The sequence below is a fragment of the Shewanella sp. 553 genome (assembly GCF_059338375.1).
The window spans coordinates 3,354,978-3,371,707 of the sequence record NZ_CM181701.1 but is presented as its reverse complement, the minus strand read 5'-3'; the positions used below and the strand labels follow the sequence as shown (position 1 = coordinate 3,371,707).

Genomic DNA, 16,730 nt, shown 5'->3' with positions numbered 1-16,730 from the left:
TCCTGCAATCGACTCAATAGCCAGTGCCTAGTAGGTGATCGCCAATTTGGCCGATATTGACTCGTAATAGCTTTTTTTCGCCAGCGTTTTGATGCTGAGTGCCAGTATGATGCACCAGATGAGTACCAAGTGGATTTGGCACCACAGCAAGTAGGTCAGTAAACAGGGGGCTTGTTCGCCATGGGGGCAAGGAGCAAAACTTAAGTCAGTCCAGTTGAGCATGCCCGCCAGTACGGACGCGCAACAGACCCCAAGCAGACTGACAATAACCAAGGGGGTTGGGCAGATGTTTTTATGATGAATGTGACCCAGTAGGCTAATGCAGTAGAGGCTTAGGGTACTGATTAAAAAAACGGTCGAAAATAACCTGTGTTCAAATAGGTAATTAATCGGATAGATCCCCATAAGTATGATGCTAATACCTACCGCTGACCCAGCCAGTGCGATGGCGTAACTAAATCGATTCAGCGCTAGCTGCTGTAAACCATACATCGCCAGTAACATGCAGATGCCGGTGAGGATCAGCCCCATATTAAAAATATAAGCCAGTGGCGAGCGAATATAGTTGCCGAGATTGCTGGGGAGTTGGCTAAAAATTAAATTGCCAATTTGTTGATACTGAGCGAGTAAGGTGATCGAGATACCTAGAATAGCGATAACAGTGCCAGCCAAAATAGTAAACACCACCAGGCGGTGAAAATCGTAATTAATTGGGTTGTATGTCGTCATAACATCGCCAGTTAGGAGTGCGATAAATAAAAAAGGAGCGCAGTGTAGCTGCACTCCTTTGATTCATTCGGCGCATGCCTAAGCATGTTTGATATCGTCAATATTAGTGGTTACTCAACGATATAGCTTGCATGTGCCTTATATTCCTATGGCGACAGTCTAAACCATAATTAACTATTAATACACGACTCTAATCAAGTTTGTAACACCTGATTCAGCTTGTATCAAGCTTAGGCTTAGTGGCGTTTTCGTAAAATCACAATCGCGATAGCAACCACGGCCAGCACCATGCAGTACCATGCGTGACTCACAGCCTCAATGGGGCTGATGGTAAAGATAGAGGCGATCAATAATGCCTGTGCACCATAAGGGATCAGTCCCTGCACTATGCAGGAAAAGATATCTAAGATACTGGCCGCACGTTTAGGCGTAACTTGATGTTTCTCGGCTAAGTCTTTGGCGATATTACCCGTTACCACAATCGAAACCGTGTTATTGGCCACACAGGTGTTGGTCAGAGCAACCATGCCCGCAATACCCAGCTCAGAGGCGCGGGTCGATGCTTCACCTTTATGCTTGGAAAAACGGGCGATCAATTTTTCAATCTGTTTATTAACAAACGCTAAGCCGCCTTGTTGCTGCATTAAGGCCGCAAGCCCACCCACTAACATCGACAGAATAAAGATCTCCTGCATGTTGGTGAAACCGGCATAGATATCTTTACCAAAGATGATGAAGTCATAGTCGCTAGTGACTAAGCCCACCGCGCCTGCCAGCAGTATGCCCACGGTTAACACCACAAACACGTTAAGCCCTGAGACTGCCAAGACTAAAATGGTTAAGTAAGGGATCACATTAATAACATCAATTTCTTGTGGGGCAACATCCGCTTGGCCTTGGCCAGCTAGGGTAAATAAGATCATGGTAATGATGGCCGCCGGAATGGCAAAAATCAGGTTTTCTCTGAATTTGTCTTTCATGTGACAGCCTTGGGTGCGGGTCGAGGCGATAGTGGTGTCAGAAATAATCGACAAGTTATCACCAAATAACGCGCCGGAGATCACCGCCCCCGCCATTACCGCTAGCTCGATTTGAGCTTCATTTGCTACGCCGAGCGCAATCGGAGCCACTGCAGCGATGGTGCCCATTGAGGTGCCCATGGCGGTAGCAATAAAGGCGGCAATCACAAAAAACCCTGGTAGTAATAGGTTAGAGGGCACTAACGATAGCCCTAAAGCAACGGTGGCATCGACGCCGCCAGTGGCCTTGGCAACTGAGGCAAATGCGCCCGCCAGTAAATAGATTAAACACATGGCAATAATATTGGAGTGACCAATACCGGCGATAAAGGTCTCTATCCCTTGGTTGAGCTTCTGCTTAGAGATCAGCAGCGCCAGTATGATGGCGGGTAAAATCGCAATGACGCTGGGAACTTGATAAAAGGCAAAGTCTACCCCTTGGTTTTGAAAGTAGACGCCAGCGCCAATAAATAGCGCCAAAAATACCAGCAGGGGCAGTAGGGCAATAAAGGATGCCTGTGGCTCATTAGAGGCGGTGGCATGTTGCTCATGTGTTGGTCTAGTCAATGTGCTTCTCTCACTTCTTACGTCTCGCTCGCGAGTACGTGTCGTTAAAACAGGATGCAGACCCAAGTTCCCATGCCCTCCTTGCTGGAACCTACCGCAGTTATGCGACAGGGGTCATCTCAATTAGCAAGAGGATATGAGATTGAAAGACGTCTGTCAATTTAGACGTCTAGATGTTTTTACTGCTATTTGTTTTGTTTCTGTTAAATCTGTTAGCGCCGCTATTGCACTCGGGTGTTACTGGGTAAGTGAGTGGGCTGCATCAATGGCCTTTAAATATAGCGTCATGGTGCGATTTTGCGCCCGTGCCGTGGTAATCTTGCACTCTCATAACCTAGGGGCATTTACAGAGAAATCAGATGAAGCTAATCGAGATAGATAAGATCACCTACCGTGAACATTTAAACCGCGTGATCATAGTGTTTATTGCTTGTCTTGCGATCTTGTCGTTACTCATTGGTCAGGTGTTGATCAGTTTGTGGGGCCAAGTCGAAGTGGCGACAGGCGAATCGACGGGTAATTTCCACCTTAATTTTTTAGGCGTACTGTTTGGGTTTGCTGTGTGCGCTGGGGTCTTGTATCGACAGCGGCACCATGCCTATTTTAAAGAGATCTATTATGTGTCGCGTTTAAAGGCGCTACATAATCGCATCTATCGAAAACTCAAAGCCATTAAACTCGCGGCAGAGAAGGATGATGTCAATGCACTGATTATTTTAAGTTTTTATTACACCAGCTTAAAACTTGTCTATCTGTTAGATGATAATACCTTGACCTTAGGCGAGGTGGAGACTGAGCTAAACCGCATTAATCAACAGATTGAGCGTTTAGGGCTAACGGTTGGGGCGCAAGATTTTAGCGCCGAGTTATTAGCGCACTTTTAGGGGACGACTGAGCTTAACCGCTTTTGCCCCTGCTGGCGGGACTCAATAGAAGCGCAGCCGCGCGTTGAACCGACGCTATTAAGCAGGGTTATTCACTCGATCTATCCCTGTCTGATTGAGGAGCGGGTTGCCGACAGCTGAGATGAGCCTGTAGATGGGCGCGCATTGCTTGTTCGGCGCTTGACGGATCACAGCTTAGCACCGCATCGACTAAAGTGTGTATCTCATCTGCCACCCCCATGTCAGGATGGCTTGTCGAATTATTTATCGAGGTTGGATTATCGACATCGGCGATCAGCTGGATAAGCGCTTGATCAATAGCGGTTAAAAATCGGTTATTACACATCATGGCCAGTTGATGGTACACCTGGCTGACTCGGTCGCTGGGCTCGCAATGTTGGGACAATTGCTGCAGTTGCTGGCGCGCCTCATCCGTGCCATGTTGCGCTGCTAATCCTGCCACTATGGGGGCAATGGCTAAGCGGGCTTGGCAGATCTCGGCATAAGACATCTGTCCTAATAAAAACAAGTCTTTGCAGTCATTACTCAGGCGTTCATAGGTCTGCTTTTTGACAAATGCACCGCCGGTAGCGCCCTGCTTTATATCGACCAACCCGCGCGCTTCTAACCCTTTTAATGCCTCTCGTACCACGGTTCGGCTAACTTGAAAGGTTTCAATTAATTCTCGCTCCGAGGGGAGTTTGGCGCCCGCCAGATATTGGCCATCAAAAATAGCATCTCTGAGTTGCTGAAAAACTTCGTTAGACACCTTAATCTGTTTGATTGGTTTGAAAGTGTTCAAGATAAATTCCGTGTGCAGACGAGTCCAAAAATCATACCATAGCAACTCTTTAGTATCTTAGCCAACTCATTAATTTTCGGTGTGAATCTCCCTAATTTACCTTGCAGTGTGAGGCAATAGTCTATCGGCAAAAATGCGGGTTTATTGTGTAAAAGCGTGAGCCTGTCTGCAGGAAAAACAATTGTGTGACCTTTTATACAAATGTGATTAACGCAAATGTACAGCAAAAATCATATGTCATACATTTAACGTATGCTTGTTGTTGTGAGGGGGAAGCCCCAATCGATAGCATGGTTAAGTGATTTCATGTGAGTTGAGCCTTTTAGCGCCATGTGGTTATGGCGCTTTTTTCTCAAATCGCATTTTCCTCAAATCTAACTGAGGCGATCCACTTAACCATCTTGCTAGTGATCTCGCATATGGGGATGGCAACAACAAGTTCGAAAAGGTCGGCTATTTCAGCCTTGATGACCGTAAAGTTGCGGCCAGTATGAAATAGCGCCACTTCGATGTTGTTACATCGTCAGTTTTGAGCAATTTAGCCTGAGGTCAATATGAAAAGAGCAACTCTCACCCTAACAGCCGTGGTGCTCACAGCTACCACGCTTACTCGCCACGGATCATGGGAAGTATAATAATGAAAAAATCCTACCTATCACTCTTAGTTCTTACTGCCATGTCGATTCCGGCGATGGCCGATAGCAGCGTCGAGCAGATGTTTAGTCAAGGTCAAATGAAAGCCGAGTTACGCTTGTTTGATTTTACGCGTGATTTTGATGACGCCACCACCACTAAGCACGATACCTCTATCGGTGGATTATTTTACTACCAAACCGCTGCCGTTAATGGCATTAGCTTTGGCACCAGTTTTGCCTCGGCGAATCCGATTTGGATCAACGATAACAATAATGTGTATGGCTTAGTGGCCCGCGATGCCAATGGCGATCATGCTGATGTTAACCGTCTACAGGAATACTTTGTGCAGGGCCAGTGGTGGAATACCCGCTTTAAACTAGGCGCGCAAGAGATGGATACCCCTTGGTTGAATCGTCATGATATTCGCGCTATCCCGCGCACTTACCGCGGTTTTTCAGCCATTAATAACAGTATCGATAATCTGACTTTGTCGGCTTTTTATGTGACCGATTCGATGAACTGGTCTGATAATGGATTTGTCTCACTCGATGATGTGCTGCAGGCTAAGCGCGCTGGTGAGGGGATCACCTCTGATGTGGCCGATAATCCTATGTACATCATAGGCGCTAAATATCAGCTACCGTTTGAACAAGTTAATGCCGTGGCCGATGTGTGGCATTACAACATGGAGGATGTGTTTAATCAGACTTACGCAAGGTTGTACCTGTCTACGCCTGTTGGCGAGGGAAAGTTGTACCTTAAACCTACCTATTTAACCCAAGCGTCATCGGGCGATGAAACCGCTGGTGCACTAGATACCTATCAATATGGTTTGCACGCTGGGGCAAAATATGCCGGGCTTGATGTCACCCTGATGTACGCCAAAACCGGTGATGATGCCTTACTCGCCCCTTGGGGTGATGAAAAGGCGGTGATCCAGCAGGTGTATCAGGCGGGTCGAGCCAATGAAGAGGTATATGCCCTTAAGGTGGGTTACGATTTTTCTAAGATGGTGACTGGCTTATCTGCCTATGTCCATTATGGTGAATATGATGTACCAGAAGGCGCTGGTAGTGACTTTAACCAGACCGATTTTTCGGTGAGCTATGGTTTAGATAAGTGGCTACCGGGTTTAAGTTGCCGTGCGCGCTATGCCTTAGTCGATATGGATAACGGCGAAGATCTCAATGATTTACGCCTCTATCTTAAGTACAGCTTTGTACTGGGCAATAGTTAATCTGCACCTATACTCCCCATCTCATTAAAGAGCCTGTTTAATGTGATGGGGATGCATCATACCGATTAAGAGACCGATTAAGCGCAACCCAGTGGCGATCGCCTCACGCTCGTCACTGGGTTTGCCACTTGATAGGCTCTAACTGGGCATATCTAGGCCAAACACTTCATTAAACGCCGCCATCAACAGCTCGACCTTGGCCGTTTCTCGCGCCGAGTGCTTATACACCATCGACAAATTAAACGGATAACTGGCGGCATCGCCGTGAATTATCTTCATCTGCCCCGTCTCTAGCTCTTGCTGGATATAGCTTAGCGGCAGGTATCCAATATAGCAGCCCGATAGAATTAAGGTTTTACGAGTATCAAACTGATACGCTTTTGCCGACAAGTTTAAGCGCTTTAATTGTTCGCGCCCATCGGGGTCAATATCGACGCCAGGGTGGATAGAGGCGGTCTTTGACAGCATTTCGGCGCTGATCTCGCTATCGCTGAGTTCAAAGTAGGGGTGCTGAGCGCTGCAGCACAGATAGATGGGCTCGCTAAACAGTGTGCGGTAGTGTAATCCTTCAATCTGCTGATAGCTGGGCAGTAAGCCCACATGGGCCTTATCTTGCAGTAACGACTTCTCGATATGATGCAGCGCTTCGCCGTCTAAAATCAGGTGTAGCTGGGGTTGGCGCGCATGGATGTAAGCCACCACCTGCGCCAGTTTCTGTTGCATGGTGTGATCTAACTGATCGGCACATAAGATCACCAGTTCGCCGATCAACTCCTCGCCTAGATTATTGACAAACATAGAGAAATCATTGAGTGAGTCAAACAGTTCGATGCAGGCGTGATACACGGCTTGTCCCGCCTCGGTCAGGGCAAATCCGCCACGCCCTCGGCTGCACAATTTCAGTTTCATGCGGCTTTCAAGGTTGGCCATATGCACGCTAATGGTCGAGCGGGTGACACCCAGTTCGGCTTCGGCTGCGGCAAAGCCGCCATTCTCCACTACGGTGCGAAAAATGCGCAGCAAGCGTAGGTCATATTCGGTGACAGCCTTAGGGATGATCGATTGCTTGCTCATAAGTTTTGCCGCCATAAAACATTGTGTTGATTATTTTGTATTTAACCTGAGTTGCTTTTGCTATTCAATAGACAAATTAGTGACTAAAAGCTCAGCCCTTTTGATTTGGAGTATTTATGCAGGGAATTAAAGATAGCCAGTTAATCAAGCTCGCCTCATATATCGACGGTAACTGGGTCGATAGCGCCGACCGTTTTGCGGTGGTCAATCCCGCCAATCAACAGGTGGTGGCCGAGGTGGCTAATGCTGGCTGTGATGAAACCCAAGCGGCGATAGTGGCCGCTAAAAAAGCCCTGCCAGCGTGGTCAAAAAAGAGCGCCAATGAGCGCGCCGCACTGATGCGTAAATGGTTTAACTTGATGATGCAACATCAAGACGATTTGGGGCGCATATTAACCCTAGAGCAGGGTAAGCCGTTGGCAGAAGCCAAGGGTGAAATTGCCTATGGCGCCGCCTTTATCGATTGGTTTGCCGAAGAGGGCAAGCGTGTCTACGGCGACACCATTCCGGCGCCAGCCAGTGACAAGCGTATTATTGTGATCAAGCAGCCAGTTGGTGTGGTGGCCTCGATCACTCCCTGGAACTTCCCCAACGCGATGATCGCCCGTAAGGCTGCAGCGGCCTTAGCGGCAGGCTGTACTTTTGTGGCGCGCCCTTCGCCGTCTACTCCCTTGTCGGCACTCGCCATGGCTGAGCTGGCCGAGCGCGCCGGGATCCCAGCCGGGGTGTTTAATATTGTGGTGGGTGAAGATGCTGCGGGTATGGGTAAGGTACTTACCCAGCATCCCGACGTGGCTAAGTTTACCTTTACCGGCTCCACTGCGGTGGGCAAAATTTTACTGGCCCAGTGCGCCACCAGTGTGAAAAAAGTGTCGATGGAGCTGGGTGGCAATGCGCCCTTTATCGTATTCGATGATGCCGATATCGACGCCGCCGTGCAGGGCGCTTTAGTGTCGAAATACCGCAACGCGGGTCAAACCTGTGTATGTACCAACCGCATCTTAGTGCAAAGCAAGGTGGCCGCCGAGTTTACCGAAAAATTCAGCGCCGCCGTGGCGAGTTTGCAGGTCGGAGATGGCTTGAGCGACGGGGTCACCGTTGGTCCGATGATCTCTAAAACCGCGGTCGATGATGTGCTAAAGCTGGTGGACGACACTGTGGCCAGTGGCGCGACAGTGATTGCTGGCGGTGGGCGCAGCGAGTTAGGCGAAAGCTTTCTCGCGCCTATGATAGTCACCGGCGTCACTAATGAGATGGCGCTGGCGCGTAACGAAATTTTTGGCCCTGTCACACCTATCATTAGTTTCGACGATGAAGCGCAAGCCTTGGCGCTGGCTAACGATACCGAATATGGTTTAGCGGCTTATTTCTATGCCCGCGATATTGGCCGTATTTTCCGCATCGCCGAGGGACTTGAGTATGGCATGGTTGGCGTCAACGAAGGCATTATCTCTAATGCGGCTGCGCCTTTTGGCGGCGTAAAACAATCGGGTAATGGCCGTGAAGGGTCAAAATATGGACTCGATGATTATTTAGAAATTAAGTACCTGTGCCTTGGCGGACTGGATAAGTAACTCAATAAGATTAAAGGATTTCAAAATGAGCAACGCAGATTTACAAGCACGTAAAGTGAACGCCATCGCCCGTGGTCAGGGCAACGCTTATGCCGCCTATGTTGAACGTGCCAGCAATGCTGAGCTGTGGGATGTGGAAGGCAAACGTTATATCGATTTTGGCACAGGCATCGCCGTGTGTAATACCGGCCACAGCCATCCAAAAATAGTCGAAGCCGTTAAGGCGCAGCTGGATAAATTTAGCCACACCTGCGTGATGGTTAATCCTTATGAATCGGCGGTTGAACTGGCCGAAAAGCTGACCGCTATCGCCCCGGGGCCGAGTGATAAGAAAGCGATTTTTGTGACCACTGGCGCCGAAGCCGTGGAAAACTGCGTCAAAATCGCCCGTGCGCACACGGGGCGTCGCGGCGTTATCGCCTTTAATGGTGGTTTTCATGGCCGCACCAATTTAACCATGGCGTTAACGGGTAAAATCAGCCCGTATAAGCATCAGTTTGGTCCCTTTGCCGGCGATATCTTCCACGCGCCTTATCCAATGGCGCTGCATGATGTGAGCGTGAAAGATTCACTTAAGGCGATTGAAAACCTGTTTAAGGTCGATATCGCCCCTTGCGATGTGGCAGCGATTATTGTTGAGCCAGTGCAGGGCGAGGGCGGGTTTTATATTGCGCCACCTGAATTTTTACAGGCACTGCGCGCGCTGTGTGATAAACATGGCATTGTATTAATTGCCGATGAAATTCAAAGTGGTTTTGGCCGCACCGGCAAGATGTTTAGCTTCGAGCATGCCCAGGTGGAGCCGGATCTTATCACCATGGCGAAAGGCATTGCCGGCGGCTTCCCTCTGGCGGCCGTGGTGGGTAAGAGTGACATTATGGATGCGCCACTTCCCGGTGGTCTTGGTGGCACTTATGGTGGCTCGCCCGTGGGCTGCGTGGCGGCGCTGGCTGTGCTAGAGGTGATCGCCGAAGAACACTTAGTTGAACGTGCGGCGCACATTGGCGCGACATTTAACGAGCATTTGAGTGCGTTGCAACAGCGTTATCCGCAGTTGATTGGCGAGGTGCGCAATCAAGGCGCGATGATCGCCATGGAGCTGTTTGTCGATGGTGATAAAGAGCAACCCAATACGGCTCTGACTCAAGCCATTATCGCCAATGCCGCCGAGCATGGCTTAGTGCTACTGGCCTGTGGTTTTTACGGTAACGTGATCCGTTTCTTGCCCGCATTAACCATTAGCGATGAGATTATGCTTGAAGGACTGGAGAAATTTAATCAGTTGTTTGCTGCTGTGGCAAAATAATACCAGTCAAATGACCATGATTAAAATGGGCTTGTTTGAGGCATAAGTGGAGCTGGCGTGACCATAACTAGCCGGTATCTTACCCTTCAAGCGTGAGCCGATAACGAATGCGATTGCAAGCACAGCAACGCATGGTATCAAGGGTTTAGTCGCACTCGTGACTAAGCCCTTTTTTATGCTGGTAAGACTCAGGTTATCTAGCTAATTTATCGTGATTAATCCATAGTATGAGCTTGAATAAGCGCGCCAAGCGCGTGAAAATGCCTACTGGCAGATTATTTAAGCGGGTCACTTGGCCTGCACCTTATGGAGTAAAGCGTTTGGAGCACATAGTTTGGAATATCGATCCTGTGATGATCTCGTTCATGGGACTCAAAATACATTGGTATGGCGTGCTGTTTGCCGTGGCGATCGCCAGTGGTTTTCAGGTGATGAAACGCATTTATGTGCGTGAAGGTTTAGATGTAGAGTCGTTAGATAATCTGCTGATTTACTGTGTTGTAGGCATCATTGTTGGTGCTCGCCTCGCCCATGTATTGTTTTACGACCCGGGCTATTATTTTGCCCATCCGCAGAAAATTTTAGCGATTTGGGAAGGCGGCCTCGCCAGTCACGGCGGCGGCTTAGGCGCCATCTTAGCCCTGTATTATTACCATACTAAGACTAAAATGCCGTTTCTGTTTTTACTCGATCGCTTAGCGATCGCCACCGCCATCTTTGGCTTCTTTGTGCGCATGGCTAATTTTGCTAACTCAGAGATCTTAGGAGTGGTCACCGATAAGCCTTGGGGCATTATTTTCGAGCGTATCGATCGCCTGCCACGCCATCCGGCGCAACTATATGAAGCATTGGCTTATTTAACCATCTTTATCACCTTGTGGTTCATCTATCGCACCACCCAGATGAAGCAAAAGCAGGGGGCGATTTTTGGGCTATTTTTAGTGCTGGTGTTTAGCGCGCGGTTTATCATCGAAGAGATCAAGGTAAAGCAGGCGGCCTATGCCCAAGACTGGGTCATTAGTGCAGGCCAGATGTTGAGCGTGCCCTTTCTGATTGTGGGTGTGGTCTTATTAGCGCGGGCTTATTTATCACGGCGTCAGGCTTAATCGCCAATAAACCTCCACTTGGCTGATACTCATGAGCTGTATCAGCCAGGTGACCTCATTCCCCCTATACAAAGCTATTATTGGTCTCTCGGCCGACTAACGTTACCCTGCTAACCATTAAAAAAGGATGTCGATGTCTTACGAAATTATCCTACTGGGCATTGCGGCGCTAATAGCCATCGGCATTTTATTACACCACCCGTCTAAAACCTTAGGCTTACCTAGCCTGTTAATTTTTATGGTGGTGGGCTTAGCCTTGGGCAATGGCGAATTTAATTTTGTGTATGATAATTTGGCCGTGACCTCGACGGTTGGTGCGATCGCACTTAATGTGATCGTGTTTGTTGGCGGCATTAATACTTCCACCGATAGCATTAAGCTGGCCTACAAAGAGGGCGGTGTATTAGCAACCTGCGGTGTGGTGTTGACGACCTTATTGTTGGCATTAATGCTCTATCCGCTCACCAGTTGGAGCCCTGTTATCTGCCTGTTGTTTGCAGCTATGGTGTCATCTACCGATGCGGCGGCGGTGTTTTCTATCCTTGAGGCGAAAAAACTTAAATTAAAGCAGCAGACCGATCGTATTTTGGAGTTCGAATCGGCCACCAACGATCCTGTCGCACTGGTGATGGTGATGATTTTAACCGGTATTGCCCTCGCGCCTAATGAGGCGATATCGGCATGGGAGATAGGCCAAACGTTAGTGCTGCAAATTCTGTTGGGGATCTTAATCGCCTTTGTGGTGGCTAAGTTGGGGGTGTGGGCGCTTAACCATATTCAGCTGCAAGAGTATGGCCTGATCCCAGTATTTGTCTTGGCTTGCTTTGTGATTGCTGCCTATGGCAGTGATTTGGCGGGCGGCAATATTTTGATCGCGTCCTACGTCGCAGGGGTGGTGATGGGCAACGGCATCAAACGCGGCGGCGAAGTGACGCGTCACTTCTTTAACAGCATGTCGTGGTTAGCCCAGTCACTGATGTTTATCATCCTAGGCTTGCAGATGTTCCCGCAAACCTTAGTGTCGGTATTTACTTTGTCACTGCTGCCGGCGGCATTGTTGATGTTTGTGGCACGGCCACTGGCGGTGCAGTTGTGTTACTTGCCCTTTAGGCAGGCCAGTTGGCAAAAACGATTGTTTATCTCATCGATTGGGCTCAAAGGAGCAACTCCTATCGTGTTTGCATTAATTCCGGCGGCCGCTGGCGTGGATGGCGCGATAGAGTTGGTGCATATGGTGTTCTTTATGGTGCTGTTTTCTATTGTACTGCAGGGGGCTGCCATTGAGCCGCTAGCAAAAAAGCTCAAGCTTAATCGAGACGATTAATCGATTTGTAGAGTGATATTTTTTGGGTTCGAGTTGATAAAGTAAAGTCGTTGGCCGCGTCATCTGAGGTGGTTTAACGGTGTTTGATGAGGCGGCCAATTTAGTCAATCGTGCTTACTTTAAGCGATAGATCACTTCGACTCTGTCGCTCACAGTGGTTTGCGCCTGCTGGTAACTCTCGGCTATGCTGGCTTTTGGCGCAGCGTCCATGCGATACATCACCGGCTGCACTGGGCGTTGCTCAATATAGCGGATCTGCCACACTCTATCTAACTCTGCACCGAATCCGGCGGCTAAGGCTTTGGCCTTTTGCTCGGCATCGGCTATCGCTTGCTGGCGTGCTTGTGCGATAAGTTCGGCGGTTTTACTCGACGTAAAAGCAATGTGATTAATCCGATTGATGCCCTGCTCAAGTGCGGTATCTAAAAGGTTATTTAGCTTTGCGAGCTCAACTACGGTCACGGTCACTTGGCGACTGGCGCGATAACCCACCTCGGTGGTGGTGCGGGTGTCACTGTCATATTGCTGTTTAGCTTGCAGCGAAAGGTTGGCGCTGTGGATATGCTGGCGCTCGACGCCTGCTTCGGCCAGGCGGGCAAGAAAATCGGCGACCGCCTTATCTGAATTCGCCTTAGCCTCTGCCGGAGTCTTAGCTTCGCTGACCACTTCTACTACCAGTTCGGCCATATCGGCCTTGATCATCACTTGGCTGGTGCCGACGGTTTCGATATGGGGAAAGTCGATGCCGCTCGCCATGGCAGTGGCGCTGGCAAAACCAAGGGCTGTGGCCAATATGCTGCTGGTAATGAGCCTTGCTAAAGGTAATTTTGTCATACTTAACTCCAAGTGAAGATACGCTTAATACACTATGATGGACTGTTATTGAGTCCGGTTGCTGGTATACACGGAGCAAAATTGAAAAGGGGTTAATTTAATTTATATTTTATGCCATTAGCAGATCGTTAGCGTCATGAGTTTGATAACAATGGCAGTAAAAAGCCCTGCTGGAGGGTAACAGGGCTGGTGGGATTTCAGCGTAAAAGACACTAAGACTGGCAGATGATATTATCGCTTAGGGCGTCTAGAGTGCGATGGCTTACCTTTACTGGCGCCAGCTGGTTTTTTCTTTTTACCATGATTTTGCATAAAGTGCTCAGGGCCTTCAATCTTGTCCCGTAGCGATTTATTGGGTTTCTTGGCAGGCTTTTTGACCGCTTTTTTAGGTGCTTTTTTGTCTTCAGAAGAGGAGTGTTCGATAAGCTTAAACAGGGTTGACAGCTCCTCCTCATCTAAGTCACGCCACTCGCCTAAAGGTAAGCCTTTGAGCGTAACGTTCATTATGCTTTGGCGTTCAAGCTTGGTTACTTCAAAGTTGAAATGTTCACACATTCTGCGGATTTGGCGGTTAAGGCCTTGTACCAATACGATTTTAAATACAAAAGTAGAGATCTGCTCTACCTTGCACTTCTTGGTTATCACCCCAAGCATGGGCACGCCAGCGCGCATACCTGTTAAAAACGCCTCAGTGATCGGTTTGTTCACTGTCACCACATATTCTTTGTCGTGATTGTTGCCGGCACGCAAAATCTTATTGACCAGATCGCCATTGTTGGTTAGGAATATCAGCCCTTGAGAGTCTTTATCTAAGCGGCCAATGGGAAATACCCGCTCGCTATGGTTAACGAAGTCGACGATGTTATCGCGCTCGGTGCTTTCGGTGGTGCTGACGATGCCGACAGGTTTATTTAAGGCGATAAACACCAAGTCGTCGGCGTCTCTTGGTTCAATATCACGGCCATTAACCTTCACTTTATCGCCAAATGAGACTTGATCGCCTATTTGAGCACGTTTGCCATTAATAAAAACATTACCTTGCTCGATAAAACGATCGGCTTCTCGGCGAGAACAAATACCACTTTCACTGATGTACTTGTTAAGACGGATCCCAGCTTCGCTCACAATGGCTTCCTTTGAAAAGAGGAGCGCTTTTCGCGTTCCGAGTTATGGGCGCCAATTGCAGGGCGCAGTAAGCGTAAATGCTATCACATTCACCTGCACTTGGGATCGCTAAAAATCGTGCCGATAGGGCTAGTTGGTGCTGTAGGGATTGAGTAAAGCATCGCGCCAATAGTACCAAAGTGAATTTATAGTCAAATAAACGGCATAATTATTGACACTTAAAGGGGGGGGGGCTTATAGTCTGTGCCAGTGCAGTTTTTATCGAAAAAGAGAGTTTAAAATGAGCAAATCCGTGTTATTAGGCAGTTTTAGCTTGGTTGTAGCCTTGTTGTTAACTGGATGTGGTAAAAGTGATGATGTATTAGTGGTTGGTACCAATGCAGCCTTCCCCCCTTTTGAATATGTGGGTGGTACTAGTGGCGATGAAATCAAGGGGTTTGATATTGATTTAGCACGTCAGATAGCTAAAGACGCCGGTAAGACCTTAAAGGTCGAAAACATGAAGTTTGATTCGCTAATTGTGGCCTTAAACTCAGGTAAAATTGATTTTATCGCCTCGGGGATGACCATCACCCCTGAGCGGCAACAAAGCGTTAATTTTTCTCAGCCCTACTACGAAGCAACCCAAGTGGTATTAGTGAATAAAAATCAAATGGGCATCAATAGTATCGCTGACTTACAAGATAAACATTTTGCGGTGCAATTGGGTTCAACTGCCGACATTATGGCAAAGCAATATACCCAACAAGTGACCGCCTTTAATACCGGTTTTGAAGCCATTATGGAGCTTAAAAACGGTAAGGTGGATCTGGTGCTATTTGACAGTGAGCCAGCGGCCAATTACCTCGCCAAAAACCCAGACCTAAAACAGATCACACTCGACTTCGAGCCTGAGTTCTATGGGTTTGCCGTGGCCAAGGGGCAACCTGAACTCCTTAACAGCATTAACACCACCTTGGCCAATATGAAAGCCAATGGCCAGTATGATGCTCTGATCGCCCAGCATATGAAGTGAGCACCCTATGATTGATGCAATTAACGCTTCATTGTTTACGCCCATTGGCGACGATGGTTTAATCGGTATCTTGCTGATTTTAAATGGTCTAAAAGTTACCCTCATTGTCACCTTTTTCGCCATGATCTTAGGGGCAATATTGGGTATCACCACCACCATGATGAAGATGTCATCAAAGTGGTACCTGCGTTGGCCTGCCGATCTATATGTGGGCGTTATTCGAGGTACACCGGTAGTTGTGCAGTTAGTGATCCTTTACTTCATCGTATTGTCCTCTTTAGATGTCGACAAGGTCACCGCCGCCATTATCGCCTTTGGCCTTAACAGTGGCGCCTATATTTCTGAGATTATCCGCGCCGGTATCGAAGCGGTGGATAAAGGCCAAACTGAGGCGGCGCGCTCCTTAGGCTTATCTCAAGGGATGACCATGAAAGAGGTGATTATGCCGCAGGCGGTGAAGAAGATTTTACCCGCCCTTGGCAATGAGTTTATCGTGCTATTGAAGGAGACGGCGGTCATAGGGTTTATTGGCGGGGTTGATTTGATGCGCGCCGGAGAGATCATTCGTAGCCGTACCTTTGAAGACAGCGTGCCGCTATTTACCTGTGCATTAATCTATCTGCTACTGACGTACAGCTTCACCTTTATGCTGTCGAAATTTGAAAAGAGGCTAAAGCAAAGTGATTAAAATAAGCAATTTACATAAAAGCTTCGGTGATAATCAGGTGCTTAAAGGGATTAATCAGCATGTCGCTCGTGGCGAAGTGGTGAGCGTCATTGGCCCAAGCGGCAGTGGTAAGAGTACTTTTTTACGCTGTATCAACTTGCTGGAGCAGCCGACCGAAGGTGATATCGCTATCGATGGTCAGTCGATCACGGCTAAAGGCGCCTGCATCGATAAGCTACGTCAAAAAGTGGGGATGGTGTTTCAAAATTTTAATCTGTTTCCCCATAAAACCGTGATGCAAAACATTACCCTAGCCCCGGTAAAACTCGGCTTGATGAAACAAGCCGAGGCCGACCGTCAGGCGCTTGAGTTGCTGGCACAAGTGGGCTTGCAAGATAAGGCCAATGCCTATCCAGCGAGCTTATCGGGTGGCCAAAAGCAACGGGTGGCCATTGCTCGCGCCTTGGCGATGAAGCCAGAATTAATGCTATTTGATGAGCCCACCTCGGCGCTCGACCCTGAAATGGTCGGCGATGTGCTCGATGTGATGAAGTCCTTGGCATTAGCGGGGATGACCATGGTGATTGTTACCCATGAGATGGGTTTTGCACGAGATGTATCCGACAGGGTTATTTTTATGGACGGTGGCTATGTGGTGGAAGACAGTTCACCGCAGGCGCTGTTTAGTGCCCCTAAAGAGGCGCGTACACAGGCCTTTTTAAGCAAGGTGTTGCGCTAATGGGAGGATTATCAATATCTTGATGTAAGTGCTGATAATACGGCTTTTAGTGGACGTGTAATAAAAAGGCAAGCTTTCTAGCTTGCCTTTTT

15 protein-coding genes are annotated in these 16,730 nt (G+C 48.4%); 9 read left to right on the top strand and 6 right to left on the bottom strand.

The window, feature by feature from the left end:
* Positions 1 to 27: 27 nt before the first annotated feature.
* Together AC5YBZ_RS14910 and AC5YBZ_RS14905 are read right to left on the bottom strand one after the other, a co-directional pair.
* Positions 28 to 729 carry a DUF998 domain-containing protein gene (locus AC5YBZ_RS14910; protein ID WP_494543125.1) on the bottom strand — a complete coding sequence of 234 codons (702 nt, stop codon included), beginning with the start codon at positions 727 to 729 and terminating at the stop codon, positions 28 to 30.
* 236 nt (positions 730 to 965) lie between these two features.
* Positions 966 to 2,375, bottom strand: a complete 1,410-nt coding sequence (locus AC5YBZ_RS14905; RefSeq protein ID WP_494524833.1) for a Na+/H+ antiporter NhaC family protein — start codon at positions 2,373 to 2,375, stop codon at positions 966 to 968.
* A 299-nt stretch (positions 2,376 to 2,674) separates the two neighbouring features.
* Here AC5YBZ_RS14905 and AC5YBZ_RS14900 point away from each other — a divergent pair, with 299 nt between their 5' ends.
* On the top strand, positions 2,675 to 3,199 hold the full coding sequence (locus tag AC5YBZ_RS14900; RefSeq protein ID WP_494520859.1) for a DUF3087 domain-containing protein: 525 nt from the start codon (positions 2,675 to 2,677) through the stop codon (positions 3,197 to 3,199).
* 88 nt (positions 3,200 to 3,287) lie between these two features.
* Here the strand turns inward: AC5YBZ_RS14900 and AC5YBZ_RS14895 are convergent, their stop codons facing one another.
* On the bottom strand, positions 3,288 to 4,001 hold the full coding sequence (locus tag AC5YBZ_RS14895) for a FadR/GntR family transcriptional regulator (RefSeq protein ID WP_494520860.1): 714 nt from the start codon (positions 3,999 to 4,001) through the stop codon (positions 3,288 to 3,290).
* A gap of 637 nt (positions 4,002 to 4,638) precedes the next feature.
* On the opposite strand from AC5YBZ_RS14895, the gene AC5YBZ_RS14890 reads away from it, so the two are divergent.
* Positions 4,639 to 5,874 carry an OprD family outer membrane porin gene (locus AC5YBZ_RS14890; RefSeq protein WP_494520861.1) on the top strand — a complete coding sequence of 412 codons (1,236 nt, stop codon included), beginning with the start codon at positions 4,639 to 4,641 and terminating at the stop codon, positions 5,872 to 5,874.
* 138 nt (positions 5,875 to 6,012) lie between these two features.
* Here AC5YBZ_RS14890 and AC5YBZ_RS14885 read toward each other — a convergent pair whose 3' ends face one another.
* Positions 6,013 to 6,948: a LysR family transcriptional regulator gene (locus AC5YBZ_RS14885; RefSeq protein WP_494520862.1), complete on the bottom strand. Its 936-nt coding sequence runs from the start codon at positions 6,946 to 6,948 to the stop codon at positions 6,013 to 6,015.
* Positions 6,949 to 7,064: 116 nt separating this feature from the next.
* Between AC5YBZ_RS14885 and AC5YBZ_RS14880 the strand changes: the two genes are divergently transcribed.
* From AC5YBZ_RS14880 to AC5YBZ_RS14865, 4 genes are all read left to right on the top strand, one after another.
* Entirely contained in the window at positions 7,065 to 8,522 is a 1,458-nt protein-coding gene (locus tag AC5YBZ_RS14880) for an NAD-dependent succinate-semialdehyde dehydrogenase (protein WP_494543124.1), read from the top strand.
* Positions 8,523 to 8,547: 25 nt separating this feature from the next.
* Entirely contained in the window at positions 8,548 to 9,828 is a 1,281-nt protein-coding gene (gene gabT, locus AC5YBZ_RS14875; RefSeq protein WP_494520864.1) for a 4-aminobutyrate--2-oxoglutarate transaminase, read from the top strand.
* A gap of 320 nt (positions 9,829 to 10,148) precedes the next feature.
* On the top strand, positions 10,149 to 10,934 hold the full coding sequence (lgt, locus tag AC5YBZ_RS14870) for a prolipoprotein diacylglyceryl transferase (protein ID WP_494523945.1): 786 nt from the start codon (positions 10,149 to 10,151) through the stop codon (positions 10,932 to 10,934).
* Positions 10,935 to 11,067: 133 nt separating this feature from the next.
* Positions 11,068 to 12,258: a potassium/proton antiporter gene (locus tag AC5YBZ_RS14865; protein ID WP_494520866.1), complete on the top strand. Its 1,191-nt coding sequence runs from the start codon at positions 11,068 to 11,070 to the stop codon at positions 12,256 to 12,258.
* A 114-nt stretch (positions 12,259 to 12,372) separates the two neighbouring features.
* On the opposite strand, the gene AC5YBZ_RS14860 is transcribed toward AC5YBZ_RS14865, so the two are convergent.
* Both AC5YBZ_RS14860 and rluF read right to left on the bottom strand, forming a co-directional pair.
* Complete coding sequence (locus AC5YBZ_RS14860) at positions 12,373 to 13,092, bottom strand: oxidative stress defense protein (RefSeq protein ID WP_494520867.1); 720 nt, start codon at positions 13,090 to 13,092, stop codon at positions 12,373 to 12,375.
* 231 nt (positions 13,093 to 13,323) lie between these two features.
* Positions 13,324 to 14,217: a 23S rRNA pseudouridine(2604) synthase RluF gene (rluF, locus tag AC5YBZ_RS14855; protein WP_494520868.1), complete on the bottom strand. Its 894-nt coding sequence runs from the start codon at positions 14,215 to 14,217 to the stop codon at positions 13,324 to 13,326.
* 280 nt (positions 14,218 to 14,497) lie between these two features.
* On the opposite strand from rluF, the gene AC5YBZ_RS14850 reads away from it, so the two are divergent.
* From AC5YBZ_RS14850 to AC5YBZ_RS14840, 3 genes are read left to right on the top strand one after another with little or no spacing between them, the layout of a single operon-like run.
* A complete protein-coding gene (locus tag AC5YBZ_RS14850) occupies positions 14,498 to 15,232 on the top strand; it encodes a basic amino acid ABC transporter substrate-binding protein (protein WP_494520869.1) in 735 nt (244 codons plus the stop codon).
* 7 nt (positions 15,233 to 15,239) lie between these two features.
* Positions 15,240 to 15,920: an amino acid ABC transporter permease gene (locus AC5YBZ_RS14845; protein WP_494520870.1), complete on the top strand. Its 681-nt coding sequence runs from the start codon at positions 15,240 to 15,242 to the stop codon at positions 15,918 to 15,920.
* A complete protein-coding gene (locus tag AC5YBZ_RS14840) occupies positions 15,913 to 16,638 on the top strand; it encodes an amino acid ABC transporter ATP-binding protein (RefSeq protein WP_494520871.1) in 726 nt (241 codons plus the stop codon). The genes AC5YBZ_RS14845 and AC5YBZ_RS14840 overlap by 8 nt, the downstream gene beginning before the upstream one ends.
* Positions 16,639 to 16,730 lie beyond the last annotated feature (92 nt).

Coding starts and splice junctions, on each gene's coding strand:
- AC5YBZ_RS14910 (WP_494543125.1), bottom strand. CDS start 729: ATGACGACATACAACCCAATTAATTACGATTTTCACCGCCTGGTGGTG.
- AC5YBZ_RS14900 (WP_494520859.1), top strand. CDS start 2,675: ATGAAGCTAATCGAGATAGATAAGATCACCTACCGTGAACATTTAAAC.
- AC5YBZ_RS14890 (WP_494520861.1), top strand. CDS start 4,639: ATGAAAAAATCCTACCTATCACTCTTAGTTCTTACTGCCATGTCGATT.
- AC5YBZ_RS14885 (WP_494520862.1), bottom strand. CDS start 6,948: ATGAGCAAGCAATCGATCATCCCTAAGGCTGTCACCGAATATGACCTA.
- AC5YBZ_RS14880 (WP_494543124.1), top strand. CDS start 7,065: ATGCAGGGAATTAAAGATAGCCAGTTAATCAAGCTCGCCTCATATATC.
- gabT (WP_494520864.1), top strand. CDS start 8,548: ATGAGCAACGCAGATTTACAAGCACGTAAAGTGAACGCCATCGCCCGT.
- AC5YBZ_RS14865 (WP_494520866.1), top strand. CDS start 11,068: ATGTCTTACGAAATTATCCTACTGGGCATTGCGGCGCTAATAGCCATC.
- AC5YBZ_RS14860 (WP_494520867.1), bottom strand. CDS start 13,092: ATGACAAAATTACCTTTAGCAAGGCTCATTACCAGCAGCATATTGGCC.
- AC5YBZ_RS14850 (WP_494520869.1), top strand. CDS start 14,498: ATGAGCAAATCCGTGTTATTAGGCAGTTTTAGCTTGGTTGTAGCCTTG.
- AC5YBZ_RS14845 (WP_494520870.1), top strand. CDS start 15,240: ATGATTGATGCAATTAACGCTTCATTGTTTACGCCCATTGGCGACGAT.